The sequence below is a fragment of the Lysinibacillus sp. NPDC056959 genome (assembly GCF_042674095.1).
Lineage (GTDB): Bacteria > Bacillota > Bacilli > Bacillales_A > Planococcaceae > Lysinibacillus > Lysinibacillus zambalensis.
The window spans coordinates 1-24,702 of sequence record NZ_JBHURE010000035.1 but is presented as its reverse complement, the minus strand read 5'-3'; the positions used below and the strand labels follow the sequence as shown (position 1 = coordinate 24,702).

Sequence of the window (24,702 nt, the reverse complement as noted above, 5' to 3'; positions counted from 1 at the left end):
TTATGCCATTTATTACACAGATTTATGCGCGCGAAGTTTTAGACTCACGTGGGAACCCAACAGTAGAAGTTGAAGTATTTACAGAATCAGGCGCTTTTGGACGCTCTATCGTACCATCAGGTGCATCTACAGGTGAATATGAGGCAGTAGAATTACGCGACGGTGACAAATCACGTTACCTAGGCAAAGGTGTATTAAAAGCAGTTGAAAATGTAAACACAATTATTGCTCAAGAGCTAGAAGGTAACTACTCAGTTCTTGATCAAGTAGTCATCGACAAAGCTTTAATCGAGCTAGATGGCACAGAAAACAAAGGTAAGTTAGGTGCCAACGCTATTCTAGGTGTATCAATGGCAGTTGCACATGCTGCGGCAGATTATTTAGATGTACCTCTTTATCAATATCTTGGTGGATTTAACGCAAAACAACTACCAGTACCAATGATGAACATCATAAATGGTGGTGCTCACGCTGATAACAACGTAGACATTCAAGAATTCATGGTAATGCCTGTAGGAGCAGAATCATTCCGTCATGCATTACGTATGGGTGCTGAAATCTTCCACAACTTAAAAGCAGTACTTAAAGCGAAAGGCTATAATACAGCTGTAGGTGATGAAGGTGGTTTTGCACCAAACCTTGGTTCTAACGAAGAAGCAATTACTGTAATTTTAGAAGCAATCGAAAAAGCTGGCTATAAACCAGGTGAAGAAGTGAAACTTGCAATGGACGTTGCTTCATCTGAATTATTCAATAAAGAAGATGGCAAATATCACTTAGAGGGTGAAGGTGTTGTCAAAACTTCTGAAGAAATGGTTGACTGGTACGAAGAGTTAACTGCTAAATACCCAATCATCTCAATTGAAGATGGCTTAGACGAAAACGACTGGGCAGGACACAAATTATTAACAGACCGCATTGGCGCTCGCGTACAATTAGTAGGCGACGATCTATTCGTAACAAATACGAAAAAATTAGCGGCTGGTATTGAGCAAGGTGTTGGGAATGCAATCCTTATCAAAGTTAACCAAATCGGTACGTTAACAGAAACATTTGAAGCGATCGAAATGGCAAAACGCGCTGGTTATACAGCAGTAATCTCACACCGTTCTGGTGAATCTGAGGATGCAACAATTGCTGATATCGCAGTTGCTACAAACGCTGGCCAAATTAAAACAGGTGCTCCATCACGTACAGACCGTGTAGCTAAATACAACCAACTTCTTCGCATCGAAGATCAACTTGGTTCAACAGCTGAGTATCTTGGGTTACAATCGTTCTACAATCTTAAGAAGTAATTTTCTTAAGCGAAAATACCCTACTTAGTAATACACAGCATTTTTGAACAACTTTAAATTATGCAATACAACAAGATGAAATAAGCAATACAACTGTATTGTTACAACCTCTGATTTATAAGTGTGATAAACGCTTATAGATTGGGGGTTTTTTGTTGTTAATTAAAGATTGGTTAAAAGAATTTACTGAAATAGCCAAGGAGTGGCATCCTACTGAAAACGGTAGACTTAGCCCATTTGATGTTAAGCGAGCTTACAATAAAAAAGTTTGGTGGGTGTTCAGTGAAGGTATGAATGGGAAGCCGCCTTTATTTGATGTGTCTATTTAGAAGAAGCATTGTTCATTTCAGGTAAACGTTGACCGGAGAGCTAAGAAATTATAACTTTTATCAACTCAACAATAGCTTATGTAATGTCAATAGAGTAAAGACGAGCTGCTATGATTGCATTTACATGCATTCATGCAACTCTCATTTGATTTCTTTATGTTGTACCACTAAGCTGCTCAGCTGTAAAGTTAACTGAACTTATTACTTCGCTTTGGACGGGTGTAGTCGATCTAATAAGTCTTCCAAATAAGTTATACGTAAATGTTCCTGCTCCCGGTTGATCCAAAGCTGTGAAAGTAGTCACCATTTCATCAAAGTTTGTATTAAAAACCAACCTTATCACAGCATTATCCGAAGTTCTGATAATGAAAAATTCTACAGTATTCCCCCTTAGCGTTGGATCCGTTACCAAAGATGAACTAGTAGCCGACCATATTGACGGTAGTAATCTTACAATATTATCAGAGTCATTTACAGTAATGGTTACTGTTGAAATAAGCTCTGCATCCTCGTTTAAAGATAGAGTAGGGCTACTATTTACACCTAACGCAATTCCACAACACATCGGGATTGGGTTAGACATAGGTGTACAGTTTCTATCAATGGCTATAAATGGACCTAGTTTACAATTGCCACAATTATTTTCAGAAGTAGTAGAAAGTGAGCAAGAGTGATCTTGATGACATCCATCGCAACATCCGTGATGTCGAAGTAAACTATTCATTTCATTCCCCCCTTTTTTTTGCTATCTTATTCTAAAAAATGCAAGGGAAACGGGCGATTAGCAAGTGCAATTTACTCGGACGGGGCGGGTTTAGAGGGCCAGCTTTTGCGGGTCCCCAAGAGAAGTGATCAGATAGGCTAGCCAAGTGATCAGATACCCGAGAGAACCGCTCAGGCAGGATAAGATTCCACGATGATTAAAGTTTTACCTATGAATTTTTAATTTTAATAAATACACAAGATGGACATCATCTATCATTTTCTTTACTTCATTCTCGTCCTGCAAGTCATATGTTCGTAAAGAGTTTCCTTTCGATTCTCTGTAGACACCCAGTACATAAGTTTCATTTAATTTTAATTTAACTGTTTCATCTCCAAATGCAGAATACCATCCACTAACACTACTTTCAGTAGAAGGAATTTTGCCGATTTTTTGAGGGGGTGTTTTCATACCCGGCCCATAAAGAAAGGCAAAAGATTCATCATCAGTATATAGTATCCCAAATCCAATATGACCTTTTTCTACTTCGTTTGGACTTTGCCCATATGATAGTTTAGTTAATGAATTAGAATCCAACTTCCCATCTTTGTAACTTTCAACCCAAAGATCAACCCAATTTTTATCGGCATTATTTAATTTGAAATTAAAGTCGAATAAGATGCCTAAATTTAAATCTTTGAAAGTATTCACATATTTAGAATCAGTGTTAGTTGAAATAGTCGCTGATTCTGTGTCTTCTTTTTGATCAGTACAACCGGAAAGAAATAACAAGAATAATGTTGTTAGGATACTAAAAATAAAATACTTATTTCTCAAACAAATACCTCCATTTTTAATAAAATTACTGCCTTTAACAAAAATGACAACTATCTTTCTTATAGATTATTATACGACAAATATTGTAAAAAAATATTGTAATTCCTTTATTGGAATGAATGCACTTGTTGCGTTTATTTGGATGAGCTCGAGAGATTGGATTTACTCTTTTCTCAGTATGAGAGCTATGCAAGTGCAGTTGTTAGTCCGTTATTGTATATTAAATTCATAAGTGAAGTATAAGTTACAAAAAAGCTTAGGAAATGTGGAGAATACAATCCTGAAAGGAGAGGGAATTACGATGACAATTATTGAAACAGAACGACTAACCCTTCGCCTACAAACAACAGATGATGCGAGTTTTATACTTGAGCTAATGAATGAACCTTCATGGATAGAGTTCATTGGTGATCGCGGTGTGAGAACCGTAGAGGATGCGCGTGAATATATAGTGAATGGAGCAATTCGCACGTATGAACAATTTGGCTTTTGTTTTTATTTAGTTGAAAGAAAAGAAGATCAAAGCCCGATAGGAATTTGTGGTTTTGTTAAAAGAGAGTCGCTAGAAGATGCGGATATTGGCTTTGCTTTTCTTCCTAAGTATTGGGGAAAAGGATACGCCTATGAAGCAGCATCAGCGACATTAGCATACGGTCTAGATACACTAGGGTTAAATCGTATAGTGGCCATCACAACTCAAGAAAATCACGCTTCAGCCAAACTACTCGAAAAAATAGGGTTGAAGTTTGAAAGAGTAGTCCAATTTTCCAATGATGCAGAAAAACTTAGACTGTTTTCGCTTGATAAATGAACAGAGTAGGGAGCGGGGATATTAACTTTAATATAAAGGGAGTTAGTGCGAAAGCGAAGCGGCCTACAAAAGTGCCCAGTCGGAACGGAAATCACCCCCCCGCTACATACTTTAATGAATCGCCATCTTAATTCCATTAACAAAATAGTTTTCGAAAATAAGCACTAAATATTGCATCGATCCTCGAACAAAAAAAGACAGCCTATAGTGATTAACACTGTAGACTGTCTCTATATTCTATTGCTCCGCCCAGTATTTATCTAGCTCTTGGTCTAGATATACCCAGCCCTTCCATGCGATATGAATCGTATCCATAATGAAATAAGGATCATAATCATGGTCTGAGAAATCAACAAATGGAACATCATTATCAGTCAAGATCTGCTCCATTTTTTCGTAATACTTTTGTCGACGTTCCTCAGGATATTCCGTGTAGTCATACCAATGACCATTTACTGGAATAGAAACAAATAGTGGCTTTGCACCAGCGTCCTTTAAAATATCGATGACTAGCTGTAAATCCTCATATTCAGGTGAAGTTGTATAATCTTCATTTTTACGCATACCTTTAAACTTATTAATATTCGCGTTTTTAAGTCGTTTATAAAACTTGTTTTCAATCATTAAATCGTTAGATACACGTTTCTCGCCGTATTTCTCGGCGTTTTCCAGTTGTTGCTCAAATGTTTGGTCCACAACTAGCTTGTCATTATTTTTTAATTTATGCGGCTCTCGAGGAAATAAAGAGTAATACAAATCTTTTTTCTCTAAAAGTGCCTTTTGGACATGGCCTGCCATCATGGCAAGTCGTCCAATGATTGGTTTTTCTTTACCGCCAGATATTTTATATTCGTAAATTGTTTTTAGCAAATCATCACGATTGACAGTATCGAAGTCAAGAAGGCGTTCCATTCCTCGATTTCGAAGATCCTCGTCAATGTCCTTATTGTATGCTAAATCATAAGCATGCAACATCGAATAGTTAGGAGAAAAATGTAATTCATTCATTCCCTTTTTCGTAAACCATTGAGGAGAAATGATGAAGACAATTTTCTTATCTTTTAAATTTTCTTCCTGTGCAGCAAAATTTAAAAAGTGTGTAATAGACTGCATTCCACCACGCCCGACCATAAATGTCGTATACGGAGCATTTGTAGCTCGAGCATAGTTATAAGGGTGGAAAGGGTCAAAACGATTTAATTCAGAAGAGCCATATAAAGGCATAGTACTAGGCTCCTGCAACATCCGCTCTTGGAAATACATTCCTTGGAATACTAACGGAGACATACTCGTCTTTGCCTGCTCTACATCTTCATCTGAAATCCAAGCTTCTATCCAAGAATTAGGGAAGAATATAACGCCAGCAAAAAGAACAAAAGCAATTAATAATGATAGAAAGCCTTTCTTAATCATTGTCTTTCAGCTAATTCCGCTACAATACGATTTGGCGTGTTCCATTCCTCACGGTTGAAATCAGTAATTGGTACTGAAATATTAAAGCGGTTTTCAATTTCCACTAATAAATTAATTGTACCGAATGAATCAAGAAGACCTTCTTCAAATAAATCGATATCTGGATTTTCTAAAACGATTTCATCCTCACATAACTCTACTAGCATTTCTAAAACTTGTTGTTTATCCATTGTATAAATCTCCTTTATTGTTTAGGCTGCGTTAGAGCCTGTAATTAAAATAATGTTCCTGAGAAAATATAGAAACCAAAGCAAACGGCATTAAAAGTAATAAATACGCCAATTGCATGAGTCCATTTATTTTTTGGCCAAAGCTTACGCTTTTTATTCCAACGTTCAAATTTATCGAAGCTAATAATTAACAGGGCATGGTAGAGACCATAGACAACATAGTGCAATTCTAATCCGTGCCAAATCCCCATTAAAAAGAACAGTAAAAAGAAGCCGATATAAGAAATTGTATATTTGTTTTTAATCCATTTTTTCTTTGTCATCCAAAGTACGAAACGCATATAAACATAATCCCTGAACCAGAAGGAAAGACTCATATGCCAACGGTTCCAAAAGTCTTTAATATTGCGACTCGAGAATGGACGGTTAAAGTTAATAGGCGTTTGAACACCCATAATGCGACTGACACCAACGGCAAACGCACTATAACCCGCAAAATCGAAAAATAAATAAAAACTATACATATACATATACGCTATTTGCCCTTGGAAAGGTGTCAAATAGTTATACGTTTGACTTGGTAAATAAATAAGTGTGTAATTGTAGATTAAATAAGCCAAAATAAACTTATATAAAAAGCCTACAAATATATAATTGATCCCGCTTAACAGCAACTTTTGATAGTCTTGCCCAGACGGCGCTGTGTGCATATCTTTATAAAAGCGTCTCCAACGATCAATAGGTCCTGATGATACTGTTGGGAAGAACAGTAAGAAATAGGCAAGCTCAACTGGTGAAATTTTATCTTTAATTAAGCCATCTCGCGTTTCTAAAATCATCTGTACGGATTTAAAGGTAATATAGGATACCCCTAAGAATCCAAATAAATTCTGAAGGCCAAGCATTGGCAGAACCTTCACAAGCACAAGTGGCAAAATGGACAGTAGTACAGCAATGACGAATACAGAAGTATTATTCTTCTGTAAGCGATATTTTTGGTAACCGATTATTAATAATAACTGAAATACTGTAAACAGTATAAGAGAAATGGAACCGTTAAGGGAGCTACCAAAAATAAGAGCTAAAACGACGATCGAAATAACAATATTATAACCTTTAGCTGATTTCCCACGCAGTCCTAAAATAATTGTTGGCAGTAACAAAATACCAATGATGATGAAAAAAACTATATTTCCATAAGGCGTCATACTGTTTCCATAACCGCCAATCCTTTACGATCAACTTTACCGTTTGTATTTAAAGGTAAAGTGTCAATGTATTTGAATGTTTTCGGAATCATATAGGATGGTAAATACTCCGATAATAATGCTTTAAGCTGCTTCGTCATTTTGAAGGCAGAGTCCGTCAATGGTTCGCGAAGCACAATATAAGCACTTAATGATACAATCTCACCATTTTTTGAAACAGGTATAATCACACAGCTAGATACAGGTGGAAGATTGCCCATTTGTTTTTCAATTTCCTCAATCTCTAAACGATAACCGTGTAGCTTCACCTGGAAATCTTTTCGTCCAGAGAAGAACAAATAGCCATCTTTTTCATACCCAACGTCTCCAGTTTTATAAATACGTTGATCTCCTATTGTAGGAAACGCTTTAAGTGTTAAATCAGGCGCACCAAGATAACCTGCACTTACAGTCGGTCCAGAAATAATAATCTCGCTATCTTCTAACAAGGATAGATTAGGCTCAGATATAGGGGCGATTGGTAATTGGTCAAACTGCTCCAAAAGCTCCTTCGTTACTTCCACATAAGAAACGGCAACAGTTGTTTCTGTAGGACCGTATAAATTAAAAATAGAAGCTTGAGGGAAACGCTGCATTAATTCCGTAGCTACAGATACTGGTAACACTTCTCCGCAGAATAAAAATGTATCTAAAGAAGGCATTAGCGCTTGATCCCACTCTTTGTTCATTAAACAGATCTTCGCGAAAGAAGGTGTGGAAGTCCAAACGCGAACATTAGATGAGGCTAATGACTCAAATAACGCTTTTGGATTAGCAATTTGCTCTTGCTTAATCGCGTAAAGTGTTTGCCCGCTAACTAGTGCAGGATATAAATCCATTACAGATAAATCGAAGGAATAAGGCGCTTGATTTAGAAACACTCCAGATTCCTGTAAAGGGAAATGTTCATGCATCCAAGCAACAAAATGCGCTAAATTATCAGCTGTAATTTGAACACCTTTTGGTTTACCAGTAGAACCAGATGTGTAAATAATATAATAAATTTCTTGATTCTTAACCCATGTTGAAGGCTCAGTCGAAATGCTAGTAGGGTGAGCTACTAAATCACTTACTTCTACTACAGGGACATGTAAGTTTAAGCTTAACGTTTCAGTTTTTAGTAGCAAGCAAGCCTCAGAAGCTTCTATTATAATTTGTAACCTTTCAGAAGGTGTAGAAGAGTCAACAGGTACGTACGGATGACCCGCCTTTACAGCACCTAAAAAGGCAACGATTTGTAAAGGTGACATATGCCCGTAGACGACGATAGGTTGTTGTCTTTTTAAATCAAGAGCCATTAAATATTGTGCTACACAATCAGACAGATGCCAAAGCTCACCAAACGTTAAGGAATCATTGTCGGTTTGATAGGCAGTGCGATGCGGATGCTGTTGTGCCACTTTTTGAATGGCCTCTAAAATACTTAACATAGTTTATATCTCCTTTTCTTAAAATTCCGTATATATAAATGGTCCTGCGTTCATATCATGGAAGCCATGAATAAGAAACAAGAGCACTAAAATCATAAAATAAAATAACGTAAAGCCTATAAAACGAAAAAGCTCATTATTTTTAATGGATTGCATTAGTCCACCTCCAATTAAAAATGAAAAAAGATTATAACTTTGTAAATATACTAAATAAATTGATATTTTTTCAAGTTATTTCTAAATTATTTTTACCTAATTCAATTTTTAACACTGTTTTGACGGAATGTAGAGGGAAATGTTGCTCATTTTCTGTTTATTCATAAAATCATAAGATTAATTTAAGGTAATCTTAAGGTTTTGAAAAACATCACTATTATTATGGTAAGAAAGTGATTTTTTTAATTCACCGCAACTTGAATTTTTCTCAACGTGATCCTTATTCATTATCGCTGTTTTTCCGCTTCATTTGTACTTAAGAAATCCTTAAATTTCATGACAGAACATTCGAAAATATTTATGTTCAACTCATTAGTATCAATTTCCAACAGAAGACTCCCAACTAATGAGTAAGCCGGAGATGAATGTCGGGCGACAATCAAAACGAAAGTGGGAGATGTTCAATTCGTTACTTTAAGCATAATCAATGAAAGTAAAATCAAAGTAAATTTGATGAAAAATCTCGGTATAAAATTTGAAGAGATATAAAGGGATTAACGAGAAACGAAGCCACAAACCAAACATATGAAGAATCAAGAATCTTACGAAGACTGTTGTAAAGGCATATTTTTGAGCAAAAACAAAAGCGCCATCATCAGTTGATCATCTCAACTATGATAGCACCTTTGTTGTCCCGCTTTATCGTGCAGTAATTTATTTGTACCAAAAGCGAAGAGAATCCCTGCTGATTAAAGTTTCACTATTTGAGAAGCTTTAATACTTTTTGGGAAACGTAAAAGTCAGTGCCGTTGTAGACATTGATTGTGTCAAACGTATGCGTCTTTGCGGTTTTGTCTTGTTCGTATATTACTGTGTTCTTATTAACTGGGATTGTGATGGTTACATTCTTTTTTTGTGCAATAAACTTAGGGTTTTCTTTATCACTTAAGTCAATTTTAGAAGTGTAGCCTTTTTCTGTGAACGCTTTTGTTGCTGGTATATATAAATCATCTGAAAGCTTATTTAAATTGAAGCCCATAAACTTTGCCATCGTATGTGCTAAATCCGTATTTTCGACAAGGCCTGTAATTTTAGATGGTCCGAATGAGTATAAGAATACATCCTCACCTGTGTGCCCGCCAGTTGTATAACCAATATTGGCGCGATTCGCAAGCATTTTCACCATTTCTTTGCCCAGATCTTTAGTCGATTTTAAAGTTGCAAGCTCATTCTCAGATAGATTATCTAAACCATAAAGTGCAGCGACTTCTACAATATTTGATTTGTCTTCTTTTAATTGGCTCAATGCACCTTCAACTGTCATTTTAGCCTTCTTTAGAGGATCAATATAAGCAGAGACAGGTGTGTAGGAATAAGTACTTGTCGTGTTAACATTACCCATTGTAATCCCACTATTGCCGTGGTCTGTAACAGCAATGACCATTGTATTGCCATCTTTTTTTGCAAAATCAACGGCTTCTTTGACTGCAGCATCAAACGATAAAATATCGCTAATGATGCCGATTGTGTCATTTGCGTGTGCCGCCCAGTCCACCTTACTGCCTTCTACAAATAAGAAGAAACCATCTTCATCCTTTTTAAGCGTATTAATAGCTTTATTTGTCATCTCAGCAAGTGTAGGCTCAGATGCTCTTGTTGTAGCACGATCTAAATCGTAGGCAAGATCACTTGGAGCAAAGCTTCCCCAAATTTTTGACGATTTACTTTTGAGTAGCTCATCACGCGTTTTAACGATGTCATAATTTTTTTCTTTTAAGACATCTACTAAATGCTCGCCATCTTTACGAGCATTTTTAGTAGTACCTGGCGCAAGAGACTCTAAGCCACCACCTAACACAACATCTATGTTTTGATAAACTTGCTGCTCAGCAATGTCATCGTATTGGCTTCTATTTTTCACATGTGCAGAAAAGCCAGCTGGTGTAGCATGTTGAATTTCCGAAGTAGAAATCAATCCAGTTGCCTTGCCTTGTTGCTTAGCCCCTTCCAATACATTGGCTACAGGTTTATAAGCATCTTCTTTAGCAATTGGCTCTAGCCCTGGCGAATTAATAACGGCTGGTAGCACACCTACAAATTTATCGTTTGATTTATGACCAGTTGCTAACGCAGTAGCGGCAGGGGCTGAGTCAGTAATGGCTGAATCGGCAGAGTATGTACGTACTGCCCCTGATAAAATTTCATCCATAGCCAAGCTTTGCCCTTTGTACCAACGAGAAAGGGTAACGGCATTATTACTACTACCATCCATCACGAGCATTATCACATTTGTTGGCTTCTTCACTGGGGCTGCTTGTACTTGCGGCTGAGCGATACTAATTGACGATAAAGCAATAGCACTTGCTAAAAATAATGAACTCCATTTTTTTGAGTATTTCATGATTTTCCTCCTTTTGGTCAATTCACAAGTAAGTGTAAAGGAAGTTTGTAAAGGTATGATTAATAAATTGTTATGGGATTGTATGGATATTGTTAAAGATGGGTCCGATAACTAAAACGTGGGGTTGATTTCCGTTCCGACTGGGCGCTTTGTTGCTGACGCTTCGCTTTCGCACAGAGCAAAGCTTCCTGGGGGCGTCCGATGAGCCGCTTCGCTTCGCTGCAGGGTCTAATCTGTGACGCTGATCCCCAAGGAGTCGCCCAGTCTCCAATCAACTTTTACGCATGATATATGGTGTAACAAAATGTAATCCCTAATTTGTGATGAGCTAAAGACTAAAAGGGGAAAATAGAATCTGCTTACTATCCATTGGTTGATGGAAGCTTGCAGATTCTAGAATTCGCTATAAAGTTTGTGAATGTTTTTCACCGTCAATGGTTTCGTAAAATAATACCCCTTTATCATCAACGAACAAGTTTAAAACCTCTTCCTCTAATAACACTTCTTCTGAACCATCGTTAATAAATATTTTCGTTAAAAAGCCGGCATTATCATAATCACTGCAATAAATAGCATCTTCAAAAGCCGCCAAGTAGTAGCAGGCTGTTTCTGTAACTTGCCTATTTTGCTTTGTTGCTAAGTCATAGGCGTATACCATGTCATCGTCCAAGCTATTATAATAAATAACATTTCCAATAGTATCTGCGTACCACATATCATGCATGAAATCGTACTTGTTGCTTGTAGCAGCAAAATAGTTTTCATTTGCCCATATATGGTCTTCACTTAGTTTCTCGTCATTCACTAAAAAATATGCGTAGGAAATAGCATAAGGTTCAATAGGCGTGATATCATTCCAAGTCGTATCAATATGATACCAATCACCATTAACACTGACTAAATTCCATGCGTGAAGCTGATTATCGCTATAACCATATACATATTTAGCATCAAGACCTGCCGCTAAAAATAAACGATAGGCTAATAATGCATAAGCTTGACAAACACCAGTTTCTTTACTAATTAATTCATAAACCGCTTGCCCTTGTGAATCACCTTTATCCGTATAAGTGGCTAGTTGTACAACAAAGTCATTAACGGCTTTAGCACGATGGAAATCATCCATGTCATCTGTAATAAACTTCTTAGCAAAGTCCTGAACATAAGCATCAACTTTCTTTTCCTTCTTCGCATCTGTGATATATGTAAAGTCAAACTCTACCTCGTAACCATTATCGACTTCCCATGCTTCCCAGCCGTACTCTCCGATATAGCCCGTTGTATAAGGATTCACAAAATTAAGTATGTTATAAAGATCATTTAGTTGTACTTCAAATGTATCCCAATCTAATTTTCCTCTATACATGACCGTAAAGTTTGGGTCGAACGTTGAAATATGTTTTTCAATTTTTTTTGAAAACTGCAGCATAGCAGGATCTTCCTTGAACAATGTTGTTGAAAAAAGGTCTTCCGCAGAAAACTCGGCTGATGGGGCTTTACTAGCAAGCTCCTTTGGGTCTATAGAGATGTCTTCGTCTTCTTCAGATTCAAGTTCGTCTTGTAATAGTACTTCGGCGGCCTTGAGAGCAGCTGAGCAAGCACTAAGCGTGCTTAATATAATAAGTAAAAAAATCAGCAATATACTCTTTTTCATAATTCCTCCCATTATAATTATATTTTTGGGTCATCACTAAAACGTGGATTGATTTCCGTTCCGACTGGGGGCGTCGGATGAACCGCTTGAGGCAATGAATGTTTTCTGTGCGAAAGCGTAGTGTTAACGTAGCGTCAGCGACACGAGGTCAATCACGAAGGCATTATCACAGGGCGTGATGCTTTTATATTGCGGACCTTCAAGGAGTTGCCCAGTTTCACATTAACTACCTTAAATAATGGATATGTTCCTAGATTTTAGAGATGACTTCTTTTTTACTATTATAGGGTAATATGGTAGGAGTGTGGTGTGCTATATTTTGGGAAAACTAACCTATATAGGGGTAATAAGGACATTTATTAATCTCGGTTTGTCAAGAGAACCTTTTTTTGTTATAATGTGATATGTTGTGATGTTCGAAGTTCGGGAGGTGCAGTGAATGCATACAGTAGTATTAGTTTCATTAGTTATCGTTTCAATAGCGTTGATCGTTGCAGTATTACTTCAATCTAGTAAAAGTGCAGGCTTGTCAGGTGCCATCTCGGGTGGGGCTGAACAACTATTCGGAAAGCAAAAAGCACGCGGTATGGATCTAATCCTTCACCGTACAACAATTGTGTTAGCAATATTATTCTTTGTTCTAGCAATTGCTATTACAAAAATCTAATAGTTGAAGATATTTCGCCTAACCTTACTGGTTGGGCGTTTTCTTTTATAGTCCTAACTATTTGAACGTCGATACATACATTGTTAGGACAGTAAAGTGAATACCCGCGCGGAGTAGGGAAATACCCGCGGAAGCAGGTGAAATACCCGCGGAAGCAAGGCGAATACCCGCGGAAGCAGGTCGAATACCCGCGGAAGCAGGTGAAATACCCGCGGAAGCAAGGCGAATACCCGCGGAAGCAGGTCGAATACCCGCGGAAGCAGGGTAAATACCCGCGAAGCAAGCTGATACCCGCGGAAGCAAGGATGAATACTCGCGGAAGCAAGGATGAATACCCGCGAAGCAAGGTGATACCCGCGAAAGCAGGTCGAATACCCGCGAAAGCAGGGTGAATACCCGCGGAAGCAGGTGAAATACCCGCGAAAGCAAAGAAAATCCTCGCGATTCACGAAATCCTCCGCACATTTGCTGAGGATTCCCATATAGCAATAGAAGAAACAGAACCCGAAGCTTTTGAGGAAGCTTCAGTATGGCTATAATAGGTATAGTATGTATTTGGATGAAGGAGAGCTCGACATGAAAAAATCGTTATCACAGCCTTTTTTCTTTCAAGCAGGACCTCGAGCAGTTTTATTATTGCATGGGTTTACGGGAAGCTCGGCGGATGTGCGCATGCTTGGTAGATTTTTAGAGAAAAAAGGGTATACTACATTAGCGCCTCATTATAAAGGTCACGGTGTGGAACCTGAGGAACTTATTACAACAGGTCCTGCTGATTGGTGGCAGGATGTCGTAGCCGCGTACAAACAGTTGCAAGATGCGGGCTATGAGGAAATTGCGGTTGCTGGCTTGTCATTAGGTGGTGTCATGGCTTTAAACGTTGCGCTTAATAACCCAGTTAAAGGTATTGTGACAATGTGTTCTCCAATGACGATGCGTACAACAGATGTTATGTTTCAAGGTGTACTGAAATATGCAAGGGACTACAAAAAGTTCCAAGGTAAAGCCGAGGAGCAAATTGAAGCTGAGGTTGCGTTAATTGCTGAAAAGGGCATGCCATCTCTACAAGAGTTGCGAGAGTTTATTGCTCGGACACGTCAAGAAATTGACATGATTTATGCACCAATTTTTGTCGTGCAAGCGACAAATGACGAGGTAATTGAGACAGAATCTGCCAACATTATATATAATCAAACTGAGTCACTTGAAAAACAGATCAAGTGGTATGAAAACTCAAAACATGTTATTACGTTAGATCAAGAAAAAGATCAGTTACATGAAGATATTTATTGCTTTTTAGAAAGCCTAAATTGGGCACAATAAAACATATAAGGATTTTCTCATGAAGGAGGGAAATTATGAAAGACCAGAAAGATACACTACAAAGTCGTTTACTCGATTTTTTTGGTGGAGAAGATTATAAGCCATTAACAGTTGGCGAAATTGAGGACTTGTTCGGCTTTGAGGATGCTGACGAATTTAAAGAATTAGTAAAAACGTTAGTACGTATGGAGGGGCAAGGCTTAGTTGTACGTTCTCGCTCAAATCGTTATGGCCTGCCAGAGCGTATGAATTTACTTCGAGGTAAATTTATCGGACACGCGAAAGGCTTTGGCTTTGTGACACCTGATGTTGAGGGAATGGACGATGTTTTCATTCCACCGCATGAAATAAATGGTGCGATTAATGGCGATACGGTGTTAATCCGTGTGTTAAAGGAATCATTCGGTGATCGCCGTGAAGGAACTGTAACAAAGGTAGTGGAACGCGGACAAACGAGCTTTGTTGGGACGTTCCAAGCAAATCGAGGCTTTGGCTTTGTTGTGTTAGATGATAAAAAACTACCGATGGACATTTTCATTGCTAAGGGTGATACGTTAGGAGCTGTCGACGGACACAAGGTTGTCGTTGAGGTAGCTACTTGGCCAGAGGATTTAAAATCAGCAACAGGGTATATTACGAAAATTTTAGGGCACAAAAATGACCCAGGGGTGGATATTCTATCTATTTTATATAAGCACGACATACCACCTGAATTCCCAGAAGAAGTAGTTGCTGCTGCGCAACGAGTGCCAGATGAAATTACAGAGGCAGATTTAGAAGGTCGCCGTGATTTACGCCACGAAACGATTGTGACAATCGATGGAGCGGATGCGAAGGACTTGGATGATGCTGTAACGGTAACGAAAAATGTAGACGGCACTTATAAACTTGGCGTACATATTGCAGATGTTAGTTATTATGTAACACAAGGCTCTGTAATAGATGTTGAAGCTTATGATCGTGCGACGAGTGTATATTTAACAGACCGCGTTATCCCAATGATTCCGCATCGATTATCGAATGGGATCTGTTCATTAAATCCACAGGTTGACCGTCTAGTCCTATCTTGTGAAATGATTATTGATGCAAATGGTAATGTAGTGTCACATGAAATATTCCAAAGTGTCATTAAAACTACTGAGCGTATGACGTATAAGGACGTTTACAAAATTTTAGAGGAGCAAGACGCAGAGCTAATGGCCCGCTATGAGCCACTAGTGCCAATGTTTAAACATATGGCTGAGCTATCTAATATTTTACGTACTAAACGTCAAATGCGTGGTGCTATTGACTTTGACTTTAAAGAATCTAAAGTGATCGTGGACGAAGATGGCTGGCCAGTAGATATTGAATTACGTGAACGTACAGTCGCTGAGAAATTAATTGAAGATTTCATGCTAGCAGCCAATGAAACGGTAGCAGAGCATTTCCATTGGATGAATATACCGTTCCTTTACCGTATTCACGAAGATCCAAAGCCAGAAAAGCTGCAACGCTTCTTTGAATTTGTTACGAACTTCGGTATTTTAATCAAAGGTACAGGAAACACAGTCCATCCGAAAGCATTACAAGATGTATTAAAAGCTATCGAAGGCATGCCAGAGGAGCCTGTTATTTCAACGATGCTTCTACGCTCAATGCAACAGGCGAAATATTATCCTGAAAGCTTAGGCCACTTTGGTTTATCAACTGATTTCTATACACACTTTACGTCACCGATTCGACGTTATCCGGACTTAATTGTCCATCGTTTAATTCGAACGTATTTAATTAATAAAGATACATCGAAAGAAACAGTGGCACAGTGGAGTATGGCGATGGATGAAATCGCAGATCATACGTCAGAACGTGAACGCCGTGCTGTTGATGCAGAACGTGATACAGACGCACTGAAAAAAGCGCAATACATGTCCGATAAAATTGGTGAAGAGTTTGAAGGAATCGTTTCGTCGATTACAAACTTCGGGATTTTCATAGAGCTTCCGAATACCATCGAAGGACTTGTCCATATTAGCAATATGACAGATGACTACTATCGTTTTGACGACCGTCAAATGATTATGATCGGTGAGCGTACAAATCGTCAATTCCGTATTGGTGATGAAGTTACAGTCCGCGTAGCAAATGTTATTATTGAGGAGTCATCCGTTGACTTTGAAATCGTCGGAATGGTAACGTCTTATGGACGAACACGAAAAGCTGCACCTACTGTTATTCACGCACGTAAAAACTATAGCGACAACAAAGGTGGCCGTAATAGCCGCACAGGTGGTCGCGAAGAAGAAAGAAGTGGACGTGGCAGTCGCAGTGGTCGCAACGAAGAAGAACGTGGTGGACGTGGCAGTCGTAGTGGTCGCAATGAAGAAGAAAGAGGCGGACGTGGCAGTCGCAGTGGCCGCAATGAAGAAGGACGAAGCGGACAAGGAGAACGACGTGAAAACGACCGTGATCCACGAGGACGCCGCAAAGATGGCTCAAGCCCAGGCCCTAAAAAAGGCGTGAAGCAAAAGCAAAAGTTCTACGAGGGCGTTGCCAAGAAAAACAAAAAGAAAAAATCAAAACGTAAATAAAAGTAATGGCGAAAGCACCAACTAGCGCTTTAAAGCAATTTGAAGCGGGTGCTTTCCCTTTATCAATAAGAGCAGGTTAAACCTGTTAAACCTTTAAGTAGAGGTGAATATTATGGCAAAAGGTACTGGGAAAGTATTAGCGCAAAACAAAAAAGCCGGGCATGATTACTTCATTGAAGAGACAATCGAAGCTGGTATGGTGCTTACAGGCACAGAAATTAAATCCATCCGTGCAGGAAGGGTTCAACTAAAAGAATCTTATGTACAAGTTCGCAACGGTGAAGCATGGATCAACAATATGCATGTCAGCTCATTCGAACAAGGCAACCGCTTTAACCATGACCCACTACGCGCCCGCAAATTGCTACTCCATAAAAAGCAAATCGGCGAGCTAGTCGGTGCTGTAAAACGCGACGGCTACACAATTGTTCCGTTAAAAATGTACATTAAAGACGGCTATGCCAAACTATTAATCGGCGTCGGCAAAGGTAAAAAAGATTACGACAAACGTAACGACATGCGCAAAAAAGAAGCGAAACGCGATATGGAACGCGCCTTCAAATCTAAAAATCAATAGTCATAGATTGTTAGAGAGCTCACTATATTTACATAGTGAGCTTTTTGTATTTGGACAGATAGAATACTAAGAGAGGTTCTAAAAGATATTGAGTTAAAAATATAATAAAGAACTACCGCATATAATAGGAGGGAATCCGCATTCTTACAATAGGACGAAAATTTATGTTTATGAACATAGAGCACATTTATTTTGCCGAGGAACGTAACAATGCCAGCGAAAGAAAAAAGCTAGTTTGCTACCACCAAACAAAGCGACCTGCACAATCACTCCAAACCCAAAAGACACTCCAAATCATGCTACAGCAAGATAAAGAAATCCTATTAGCGAATCTCTCAAAAATGAATCGCTATATGCTTCGCCGCGCCAAAAAAGAGCCCTACGAAGTCATCGTAAAAGAAAATCCATCTGATCAAGAACTATTAGAATTTCAGCAATTTTATAACGCCTTCGCCAAAATAAAAAATACAAATCGCGTTCGAAAATTTCACATGCAAACGTTAAAACTACTGCGCGAGAAAGGGGCACTCGTTTATACAAAGCTTCAAAACGACAAAGGTGAAGCACTATGCTATCGACTGTACATTGCCGACGAAGATATCGTTTTTAATTTATATACAGGAACGGCCGTCTGGATCAAAGATAGACCAGATTTAAAGCAACAAATCCGCTTCGCCAATCGCTATTTACTGTGGGAAAATATGATGATGTTCCGCGGCAAAGGATACGTACACTATGATTTCGGTGCAGTAACAAAAAAGGACGAAATTAATGAATTCAAGCTCGGCTTTGGCGCACAAGAGGTAGAGGTTTATTGCGGCTATCTTACAGAGTCAAAATTAGGAAAGCTAATATTAAGATTACGAGAGTTAAAATTTAAGGTAATGAAATAAGAAATAAATGGCTAATCACCATGGCGTGGGGTTGATTTCCGTTCCGACTGGGCGCTTTCCTGGGGGCGTCCGATGAGCCGCTTCGCTTCGCTGCAGGGTCTCATCTGTGACGCTGATCCCCAAGGAGTCACCCAGCCTCCACTACAATCAACTTATATAAATGGTATACATTTATATAAATATCATTCCTAACTATTGATGATGAGTAATTTTTTCCACTATGGCAGGACACTTGAACTATAGCAAGATTTGTTTTATAATAAGTTTACTGAATGCCAGATTACATGGAAGCGTACTTTTAGCTCCCACCGTACTAGAAGAAATTCTAGCTCCTTTGCTTGAACGAAGCTACGTGCTTCGATTCATATTCAAGGGGACGTTACGGATTCGACAGGGATGGTTCAAGCTTTGGTCGCGCGTCGGAGGTCTCGGCTCCGTCATCAACGGAAGTTATATAATAACTGGCAAACAACAAAACTTAGCTTTCGCAGCGTAAGCTCTTAAGCGCTCTGCCTCTCTATCGCCCATGTAGAGAACGTAGGGCCCAACTTTAGTGGGATACGGTCGATGGTGCCACCTGAGTCACCGACAAGAGATTTCCAGGTTAGCGTACAGGACGCCTGTTTGTCGGCATAATGCTACGTGAATCGTAAATAGGCAAACTACACGCGTAGAAGCTGAAGTATTGGAGTTTCTGGACGCGGGTTCGACTCCCGCCGTCTCCATACATAAAGTGGCTACAAAACGTAGTCATATCAACGATTTTCGAGATTAGGGATATTGAACGGGAGTTGAACTCTTGTTGAATATCCCTTTTCTTATCCCTATGGAAAAAAGACATATTTGAACTCTTCGTAGACCTTCTAATAGTACACTTAGGAGGATTTTTTTATGTCTAGTAGGAAGCGTAAACATGGTATTTTTGCTGTAAATAGTGAAGCAGTAGATATGCTACAAACACAGGAAGTTGAGCAAAGCCGTAAAGGTAAGTCAATAGATGAAGCACTTGAAACGATATTCAACCAAATGCGAATAGCGGGGAATAGACAACGCACTATTGATAGTTACGAATATATCTTTAAGCAGTTTGTAAAGGTGAATAGCATTCAGTATGTTGAAGAAATCAACATTGATAGTATCTATAACTATTTAGGTTCAATAGATGTGAGCCAACGCACCAAGTTAATTCGTTTGAAGTCAACGAAAGCCGTTTTAGGTAAGTTTCATAACAATGGTTGGCTCAAAGAACGCTTTTGGAGCAATATTCAAAAAAAGGTTGATAGAGAAGTTAAAAAGGGGGCAAAAGAAACGGATATAGACCGATTGCTACTATTGATTGATAAGACAATGTTCATTGGATTTAGAGATGCTTGCGCGGTCAAACTGTTGTATAAGACAGGTATTCGTATGCGCATGTTAGGAGAGCTTAGAGAGCGTCATATAGACTTTGAAAACCTATGTTTGAACCTAGATGGCTCTGCCTTGAAGAATCATAAGTTCTTGAAGCTACCGATTACGAAAGAGCTTGCGGATATGTTGAAAATGCTCCTTCGATTGAATAATGGGATTCGTGAATATTATCAAATAGATAATAGTAATGTGTTTATCACTCAAAATGGTTCCTCCATGAATACAAGTAAATCATCCAATAATGCTATCTCAAAACAACTGAGCAAGTATTCGAAGCGTTTTGGTTTAGAGAATATCAATGCTCATGCTATTAGGAGAGCGTATGCAAAGAATTTACATGACAAGGGGGCTAGTATAGCAATTATCTCCAAAGCTCTTGGACATAGTGATTTAGCTGTGACTACGCAGTATTTGGATTTAGATGTTGAAGAAGTAGCAAATTCACTACACAAACACTTGACGCAGGACTAAATATCATTGATGATGACCTGCACTTTATTATAGTAGATATATCTGATCCTGATGTGTTGGTTCAGTGTGTGGGAAGAAAGCGAATACGAGATGCAGAAGCTGATTATGTGCATTTGGTGGTGAAAAATCGGTCAAATGGGCGATTAGGTCACGATAAAGGGAATTTAACCACTCGTATGAAACACGCCAAGTTACTTGAGGAACATTCTCAAGAAGAATATGATCGAGTGTTTTATCGTGACCCGACCCTTATCAGCTAGTTTACTACGAGCCACTCCCTAATGGGCTTTATAAAATAGGTGTAAACCAACTTCTCTGTGATAGCTACAAGTATAAATATAAGCGACTTGAGAATATTCAAGAAATGGCTGGCGGATATCGTAAATTTATCGTTGAGTTATTTGGAAAAGAAGGAAGCATATCAATGGATGCTTATTTGGATCCACAAACACGTTCGGCATTAGAAGATGCTTATTCTAAGGAACTTGTATTTTATAGTCAAAAGGAGAAACGGGCATTTGCTGAAAAATTAAATCTGAAAGTAAATGGTCGGATTATTACTAGCTTTCGGAAAATCAATGAGTTGCTAACTATTAAAGAAACCTCATATCGAATTTTCCCACATGATGCTAAAAAGGATGGAAAACGATATAAAACAGCATGGAGAATCATTCATATGCCAAAGTGAGAGTGGTTAAAAATGTTGTAAGCTATATTAAAGAGAGGCACAAAACAAGTCCACATGTATTTTTATCATGTGGACTTGTTTTCATCTCTAAATAATTATAAAGTGACAAAGAGAAAGTTTAAATACCTTTTTCTAATGAAAAATAAAGATCCTTGAAGAATTCCTCGTTATATGGTTTCCACTTATTATCACTAGATAGATAGCCTCTGAAGAAAACATAGATTTCTTTATCTTTGTCTACACACTTTTTGGCTTGTTTACCATAATGTCTATCAAGCATAAGTTTTTTGTTTGTAAATAAAAATGGTAAATTGGATGAATTTACAAAATCAATTTTCAAAGCAGTGTCTTTATAGGTTGAAACCTTAACTTTCCCATAGAAAACTCTTATCTTATCTTTTTGAATTAATGTAACATCGTCTACACTCACAAATAATTCATTTAAGGAAATTTTTTCGTTTTCAGGTAATTGTATAAAAGGTTTATCTTTATCAAAGGAAGGATCATTCAGTAAATTTATTAATGTCATAATTGATGTAATATTACTTCTCTCTGATCTTTTTGCTTTATTAGTGTTATTTCCAGATTGAGTAGTATAAGTAGTATCATTTTTTGTTTCGTTTAATGTACTTGAAGCATCCTTCTTCTTACTTTGATCTGAGATTTTCTTCAATACAATAATGCCATTCTTAATAACTGAATTTTTTGCTTCTTCTTTTTCGAAAGTTGAAAGCTGAACCTCTTCTTCTTCTCCAGAAGCTTTACACCCTGCAATATGTAGAGATTCTCTTGAACTCGGAGTAAAGTAAATACGCTTCCCATCTTTTTCTTGCCATTTTGTACAAGTTAATTGAATTTTGCACTTTGTATCTGTACATTCAAAAGCTCTTGGATCTTTTAATTTACCTATGAGAGATTTATTGTGTGCTAAATCTGCTGAGATCTTGTCTTGTAATTCAAGGCTAAAAGCTTCTTTTACCATATAATACCTCCAAAAAATAAATTGCTTATTTATATTATTACGAAAGTTTGTTCGAATTTCAAGAAATTACTCTATTAATATTTTATTGGTATTAATAACAGTAAACATTTTTAAAGCCTCAAATTTAAATGAAATGATTATAAAATGGTAATTTAACTTAAGAAGGTCTAAAAGACAATAAAATATGCAAGAAGTATGTCGGAAAATAGGGATAAGGATACTGGGAAGATAATTTTGAATATATGATTTTCGGTCAAAAATGTTGTGAACTATATTATATACGGACACCAAATTTGACCAAAAGCATATGACGGTCGTCGAGGGGTTTGGGGACGGACGAAAAGCGTGGTTTTGAATTGCTTTTTATCGGGAGCGTAGCGGGAGATAAAAACACTTCAAAACACGCAGCGTCCCCAAGAATGTAATTCAAAGGGTCTGGATGAATATGTTGTAACAGATATTAAATACAGACACCAAAATTGACCACGTGAGCATCATTTATGTGGTCTTGTTTTATTTTTACGAGACAATAAAGTCTTTGTCTTAATGGTAAATAATAGGTATTATATACTGTGAGAATATATTTATTTAAGGGATGTGATTTAAGTGAAATATCCCTTCACTATTGGTGAGATGTATACTAGAAAAGAAGTGAAAAGAACTGTAGGACATTCAAAAAGCGTGGACGAGTTGGTGGTAGACCAGCTATAGATGAAAAAACTAAGAAACGTGTACGAGCATTATTTGAGTCGGGAGAAAGTGCGAAAGATATAGCTAAGGAATATGGAATTGGTAGAGCAACGGTTTATAAGATTTTAAATGAAAATAAATGAATTGTTAAATTTATCGAATAATGAAATTTATGGTAGAATTGTATAATTAGTAAATTAAAATCTGATTGGAGTGTTGAAATGAGATTTACTGAAAAGTTTTCCCTACCATCACATAGACAGGCAGATTATGACTTTATAAATATTCGAGTAGATACAGATAATTTGCTCTTCTTAGATCCTACAAGATTTGCGGTAAACGATGATATGCTCTCTAAAGAATGTAGTAAAATTGTTCAAGACTTTTTTGATACAATATTCAATTTATATGTGGCGAATAAAATGTCGGAAGCTAGAAAGAATTTTTCCTCTTCAGGGGAGTCAAATGAAATTTTTTTAGGATATACAAATGGTTTTCCAAGAGGAAATGGAAATTCTGAAGAATCATTAACGAATGTTTTCAATTATGTTCATGAAAAAGGTTTATTAACTAAAAAAGTTGTAGGTAGAATTGAAGACTTTCATATCTTTGTTCCAGACTTCGGCGAAGATTTATTATCAGATTTAGTGGCAAGTTTAATTAAAAAGAAGTTAATAGAATTTACCCAAGAACAATGCGAAAAATATGGAATTATTATGGATAAAAAAGTGAAAATGAATTATTGGAATCATACGAAACATAGTTGGTACTCAATTGAAACAATGCTTCCACAAGTGGATGGTTATGAAGTTGTATTGATTCCTAAAAATATGGCAGTTAGTAAGTTCCTATATACTCCTTCGAATTATTGGACTCAAGTAATTAGTGGATGGAGACAAAAATATCATAAAGAAAATGATACTAAGCTTCATCGTGACAATGTTGGTAGAAATGGATTTGTAAAAAAAGAAACAATAAGAGAACTTGAAGGTAATGGAATGACAGAGAAAGAATATTTAGTTGAACAGACTATAAAAGATATTTCTCGTATTGTTAGTTTCAGGAGAAATATTGAAAATACCCAAAGAGGTTCTAATAATAATCAATTAAGTGATGAAGATTTAGAAAATTATATTATAGCTTCTTATGATAAAATTCCAAGATCAATTAGTTAGGCAGTTATATGTAACTGCCTTTTTTGTGATTAGAAGTAGGAGGGATAAATAGTGAATCAATTTAGCATGAGGGATATAGTGTTCAATTATGAATTAGAACAAATAAAAAATTTAATGTTATATCTGGAAAAGGTAAATGTTTTATGGGAGGAAGAAAAAAGAAATATAGATGAAAAATATAAAAGTTTGAAAGATGAAAATTATGAACATTGGGATTCAGTATTTGCTGATTATGAAGATGAGTATCATGTATTTGAATTATTTTCGATTAATTTGAAACATAGTGTATACATAACTGCATGGATGACTTTTGAAAGTATGTCTAGAAAAATATATGAAGATATTGCTACGAAGAAAGGAGAATCTAAATCTTTAATTAAAGAAAACACAAAATTTATTGATAAGCTTATAAAGCATTTAAAGAGTAAACCTTGGAAAGAAGTTATTGTCGAAGAGGATTTAATAGATGATATTGACAGATATAAAAAAGTTAGAAATAACATTATTCATAATAACGGGCAGGTTCAACAAGGGGATTTAAAGAAAGCTGAGTATAAAGATATTGTAATAAAAAGCTATAGAATGGACTTTAGTTCAGAATATCTGCATGAATATGTAGAGTCTATTTGTAGTTTTTTAGAACAAATGTATGTATATGATGATTTGTCAAATTAAGTGCAACAATTGCTCATTAAAAGCCTCGTTTGCAGTTTTCCAACCAAGACATTTTCTTGGTCGGTTGTTGAT

Annotated in this window: 25 protein-coding genes and 1 other RNA gene; 15 read left to right on the top strand and 11 right to left on the bottom strand. The window is 37.2% G+C overall.

The genetic code is table 11. The features are described 5' to 3' along the window. The first annotated feature begins 2 nt into the window (after positions 1–2). Entirely contained in the window at positions 3–1,298 is a 1,296-nt protein-coding gene (gene eno / locus ACFTQ7_RS23190; RefSeq protein WP_386831498.1) for a phosphopyruvate hydratase, read from the top strand. A 155-nt stretch (positions 1,299–1,453) separates the two neighbouring features. Next, positions 1,454–1,627 carry a zinc-ribbon domain-containing protein gene (locus ACFTQ7_RS23185; protein ID WP_386831496.1) on the top strand — a complete coding sequence of 58 codons (174 nt, stop codon included), beginning with the start codon at positions 1,454–1,456 and terminating at the stop codon, positions 1,625–1,627. Between the two features lie 154 nt (positions 1,628–1,781). On the opposite strand, the gene ACFTQ7_RS23180 is transcribed toward ACFTQ7_RS23185, so the two are convergent. Next, positions 1,782–2,351, bottom strand: a complete 570-nt coding sequence (locus ACFTQ7_RS23180) for a hypothetical protein (RefSeq protein ID WP_386831494.1) — start codon at positions 2,349–2,351, stop codon at positions 1,782–1,784. 204 nt (positions 2,352–2,555) lie between these two features. Next, entirely contained in the window at positions 2,556–3,167 is a 612-nt protein-coding gene (locus ACFTQ7_RS23175) for a hypothetical protein (RefSeq protein WP_386831492.1), read from the bottom strand. A gap of 301 nt (positions 3,168–3,468) precedes the next feature. Between ACFTQ7_RS23175 and ACFTQ7_RS23170 the strand changes: the two genes are divergently transcribed. Then, positions 3,469–3,978: a GNAT family N-acetyltransferase gene (locus ACFTQ7_RS23170; protein ID WP_386831490.1), complete on the top strand. Its 510-nt coding sequence runs from the start codon at positions 3,469–3,471 to the stop codon at positions 3,976–3,978. A gap of 237 nt (positions 3,979–4,215) precedes the next feature. Here the strand turns inward: ACFTQ7_RS23170 and dltD are convergent, their stop codons facing one another. From dltD to ACFTQ7_RS23135, 7 genes are all read right to left on the bottom strand, one after another. Beyond that, positions 4,216–5,391 (bottom strand): D-alanyl-lipoteichoic acid biosynthesis protein DltD, encoded by a 1,176-nt coding sequence (gene dltD / locus ACFTQ7_RS23165; RefSeq protein ID WP_386831488.1) that lies wholly within the window; start codon positions 5,389–5,391, stop codon positions 4,216–4,218. Then, complete coding sequence (gene dltC, locus ACFTQ7_RS23160) at positions 5,388–5,621, bottom strand: D-alanine--poly(phosphoribitol) ligase subunit 2 (RefSeq protein ID WP_079561390.1); 234 nt, start codon at positions 5,619–5,621, stop codon at positions 5,388–5,390. Before dltC ends, dltD begins: the two co-directional genes overlap by 4 nt. Positions 5,622–5,665: 44 nt before the next feature. Beyond that, on the bottom strand, positions 5,666–6,829 hold the full coding sequence (gene dltB, locus ACFTQ7_RS23155; RefSeq protein ID WP_386831485.1) for a D-alanyl-lipoteichoic acid biosynthesis protein DltB: 1,164 nt from the start codon (positions 6,827–6,829) through the stop codon (positions 5,666–5,668). Then, the gene (gene dltA / locus ACFTQ7_RS23150) at positions 6,826–8,298 is read right to left on the bottom strand and encodes a D-alanine--poly(phosphoribitol) ligase subunit DltA (protein ID WP_386831483.1); all 1,473 of its coding nucleotides are present in this window, start codon (positions 8,296–8,298) and stop codon (positions 6,826–6,828) included. Before dltA ends, dltB begins: the two co-directional genes overlap by 4 nt. A gap of 18 nt (positions 8,299–8,316) precedes the next feature. Further along, the gene (locus ACFTQ7_RS23145) at positions 8,317–8,454 is read right to left on the bottom strand and encodes a teichoic acid D-Ala incorporation-associated protein DltX (protein ID WP_079561393.1); all 138 of its coding nucleotides are present in this window, start codon (positions 8,452–8,454) and stop codon (positions 8,317–8,319) included. 760 nt (positions 8,455–9,214) lie between these two features. Then, positions 9,215–10,855 (bottom strand): alkaline phosphatase, encoded by a 1,641-nt coding sequence (locus ACFTQ7_RS23140; protein ID WP_386831482.1) that lies wholly within the window; start codon positions 10,853–10,855, stop codon positions 9,215–9,217. A 403-nt stretch (positions 10,856–11,258) separates the two neighbouring features. Continuing rightward, positions 11,259–12,509: a transglutaminase domain-containing protein gene (locus tag ACFTQ7_RS23135; RefSeq protein WP_386831481.1), complete on the bottom strand. Its 1,251-nt coding sequence runs from the start codon at positions 12,507–12,509 to the stop codon at positions 11,259–11,261. A 439-nt stretch (positions 12,510–12,948) separates the two neighbouring features. On the opposite strand from ACFTQ7_RS23135, the gene secG reads away from it, so the two are divergent. Next, entirely contained in the window at positions 12,949–13,176 is a 228-nt protein-coding gene (secG, locus tag ACFTQ7_RS23130; protein ID WP_197143206.1) for a preprotein translocase subunit SecG, read from the top strand. A 57-nt stretch (positions 13,177–13,233) separates the two neighbouring features. Here the strand turns inward: secG and ACFTQ7_RS23125 are convergent, their stop codons facing one another. After that, on the bottom strand, positions 13,234–13,605 hold the full coding sequence (locus ACFTQ7_RS23125; protein WP_386831479.1) for a hypothetical protein: 372 nt from the start codon (positions 13,603–13,605) through the stop codon (positions 13,234–13,236). 147 nt (positions 13,606–13,752) lie between these two features. Between ACFTQ7_RS23125 and ACFTQ7_RS23120 the strand changes: the two genes are divergently transcribed. The 8 genes from ACFTQ7_RS23120 to ACFTQ7_RS23085 all read left to right on the top strand — a co-directional run bounded on the left by ACFTQ7_RS23120 (position 13,753) and on the right by ACFTQ7_RS23085 (position 21,108). Further along, the gene (locus ACFTQ7_RS23120) at positions 13,753–14,499 is read left to right on the top strand and encodes an alpha/beta hydrolase (RefSeq protein WP_386831477.1); all 747 of its coding nucleotides are present in this window, start codon (positions 13,753–13,755) and stop codon (positions 14,497–14,499) included. 35 nt (positions 14,500–14,534) lie between these two features. Further along, a complete protein-coding gene (gene rnr / locus ACFTQ7_RS23115) occupies positions 14,535–17,069 on the top strand; it encodes a ribonuclease R (protein WP_386831475.1) in 2,535 nt (844 codons plus the stop codon). Between the two features lie 112 nt (positions 17,070–17,181). After that, positions 17,182–17,646: an SsrA-binding protein SmpB gene (gene smpB / locus ACFTQ7_RS23110; RefSeq protein ID WP_349662121.1), complete on the top strand. Its 465-nt coding sequence runs from the start codon at positions 17,182–17,184 to the stop codon at positions 17,644–17,646. 164 nt (positions 17,647–17,810) lie between these two features. Beyond that, a complete protein-coding gene (locus tag ACFTQ7_RS23105) occupies positions 17,811–18,539 on the top strand; it encodes a hypothetical protein (protein WP_386831472.1) in 729 nt (242 codons plus the stop codon). Between the two features lie 372 nt (positions 18,540–18,911). Continuing rightward, positions 18,912–19,267, top strand: a transfer-messenger RNA (tmRNA) gene (gene ssrA / locus ACFTQ7_RS23100). Positions 19,268–19,430: 163 nt separating this feature from the next. Then, positions 19,431–20,420, top strand: a complete 990-nt coding sequence (locus tag ACFTQ7_RS23095; RefSeq protein WP_386831470.1) for a tyrosine-type recombinase/integrase — start codon at positions 19,431–19,433, stop codon at positions 20,418–20,420. Positions 20,421–20,488: 68 nt separating this feature from the next. Continuing rightward, positions 20,489–20,680, top strand: coding sequence for a hypothetical protein (locus ACFTQ7_RS23090; protein WP_386831469.1), 192 nt, complete (start codon positions 20,489–20,491; stop codon positions 20,678–20,680). A gap of 104 nt (positions 20,681–20,784) precedes the next feature. Continuing rightward, on the top strand, positions 20,785–21,108 hold the full coding sequence (locus ACFTQ7_RS23085; RefSeq protein WP_386831467.1) for a hypothetical protein: 324 nt from the start codon (positions 20,785–20,787) through the stop codon (positions 21,106–21,108). A gap of 118 nt (positions 21,109–21,226) precedes the next feature. On the opposite strand, the gene ACFTQ7_RS23080 is transcribed toward ACFTQ7_RS23085, so the two are convergent. Next, entirely contained in the window at positions 21,227–22,090 is an 864-nt protein-coding gene (locus ACFTQ7_RS23080) for a hypothetical protein (protein ID WP_386831465.1), read from the bottom strand. A gap of 707 nt (positions 22,091–22,797) precedes the next feature. Here ACFTQ7_RS23080 and ACFTQ7_RS23075 point away from each other — a divergent pair. The 3 genes from ACFTQ7_RS23075 (at position 22,798) to ACFTQ7_RS23065 (ending at position 24,630) form a co-directional block, all read left to right on the top strand. Further along, the gene (locus ACFTQ7_RS23075) at positions 22,798–22,923 is read left to right on the top strand and encodes a helix-turn-helix domain-containing protein (RefSeq protein ID WP_386831509.1); all 126 of its coding nucleotides are present in this window, start codon (positions 22,798–22,800) and stop codon (positions 22,921–22,923) included. Positions 22,924–23,001: 78 nt separating this feature from the next. Beyond that, positions 23,002–23,955, top strand: a complete 954-nt coding sequence (locus ACFTQ7_RS23070) for a hypothetical protein (protein WP_386831463.1) — start codon at positions 23,002–23,004, stop codon at positions 23,953–23,955. Between the two features lie 51 nt (positions 23,956–24,006). Continuing rightward, on the top strand, positions 24,007–24,630 hold the full coding sequence (locus ACFTQ7_RS23065) for a hypothetical protein (protein ID WP_386831461.1): 624 nt from the start codon (positions 24,007–24,009) through the stop codon (positions 24,628–24,630). Positions 24,631–24,702 lie beyond the last annotated feature (72 nt).

What these genes read in the sequence shown, in the direction of transcription:
- dltB (WP_386831485.1), bottom strand. Translation starts at nt 6,829, where the DNA reads ATGACGCCTTATGGAAATATAGTTTTTTTCATCATCATTGGTATTTTG.
- ACFTQ7_RS23070 (WP_386831463.1), top strand. Translation starts at nt 23,002, where the DNA reads ATGAGATTTACTGAAAAGTTTTCCCTACCATCACATAGACAGGCAGAT.
- ACFTQ7_RS23105 (WP_386831472.1), top strand. Translation starts at nt 17,811, where the DNA reads ATGTTTATGAACATAGAGCACATTTATTTTGCCGAGGAACGTAACAAT.
- rnr (WP_386831475.1), top strand. Translation starts at nt 14,535, where the DNA reads ATGAAAGACCAGAAAGATACACTACAAAGTCGTTTACTCGATTTTTTT.
- ACFTQ7_RS23140 (WP_386831482.1), bottom strand. Translation starts at nt 10,855, where the DNA reads ATGAAATACTCAAAAAAATGGAGTTCATTATTTTTAGCAAGTGCTATT.
- secG (WP_197143206.1), top strand. Translation starts at nt 12,949, where the DNA reads ATGCATACAGTAGTATTAGTTTCATTAGTTATCGTTTCAATAGCGTTG.
- ACFTQ7_RS23095 (WP_386831470.1), top strand. Translation starts at nt 19,431, where the DNA reads ATGTCTAGTAGGAAGCGTAAACATGGTATTTTTGCTGTAAATAGTGAA.
- ACFTQ7_RS23085 (WP_386831467.1), top strand. Translation starts at nt 20,785, where the DNA reads ATGGCTGGCGGATATCGTAAATTTATCGTTGAGTTATTTGGAAAAGAA.
- eno (WP_386831498.1), top strand. Translation starts at nt 3, where the DNA reads ATGCCATTTATTACACAGATTTATGCGCGCGAAGTTTTAGACTCACGT.
- ACFTQ7_RS23080 (WP_386831465.1), bottom strand. Translation starts at nt 22,090, where the DNA reads ATGGTAAAAGAAGCTTTTAGCCTTGAATTACAAGACAAGATCTCAGCA.
- ACFTQ7_RS23145 (WP_079561393.1), bottom strand. Translation starts at nt 8,454, where the DNA reads ATGCAATCCATTAAAAATAATGAGCTTTTTCGTTTTATAGGCTTTACG.
- dltC (WP_079561390.1), bottom strand. Translation starts at nt 5,621, where the DNA reads ATGGATAAACAACAAGTTTTAGAAATGCTAGTAGAGTTATGTGAGGAT.
- ACFTQ7_RS23170 (WP_386831490.1), top strand. Translation starts at nt 3,469, where the DNA reads ATGACAATTATTGAAACAGAACGACTAACCCTTCGCCTACAAACAACA.
- smpB (WP_349662121.1), top strand. Translation starts at nt 17,182, where the DNA reads ATGGCAAAAGGTACTGGGAAAGTATTAGCGCAAAACAAAAAAGCCGGG.
- ACFTQ7_RS23120 (WP_386831477.1), top strand. Translation starts at nt 13,753, where the DNA reads ATGAAAAAATCGTTATCACAGCCTTTTTTCTTTCAAGCAGGACCTCGA.
- dltA (WP_386831483.1), bottom strand. Translation starts at nt 8,298, where the DNA reads ATGTTAAGTATTTTAGAGGCCATTCAAAAAGTGGCACAACAGCATCCG.
- ACFTQ7_RS23180 (WP_386831494.1), bottom strand. Translation starts at nt 2,351, where the DNA reads ATGAATAGTTTACTTCGACATCACGGATGTTGCGATGGATGTCATCAA.
- ACFTQ7_RS23135 (WP_386831481.1), bottom strand. Translation starts at nt 12,509, where the DNA reads ATGAAAAAGAGTATATTGCTGATTTTTTTACTTATTATATTAAGCACG.
- dltD (WP_386831488.1), bottom strand. Translation starts at nt 5,391, where the DNA reads ATGATTAAGAAAGGCTTTCTATCATTATTAATTGCTTTTGTTCTTTTT.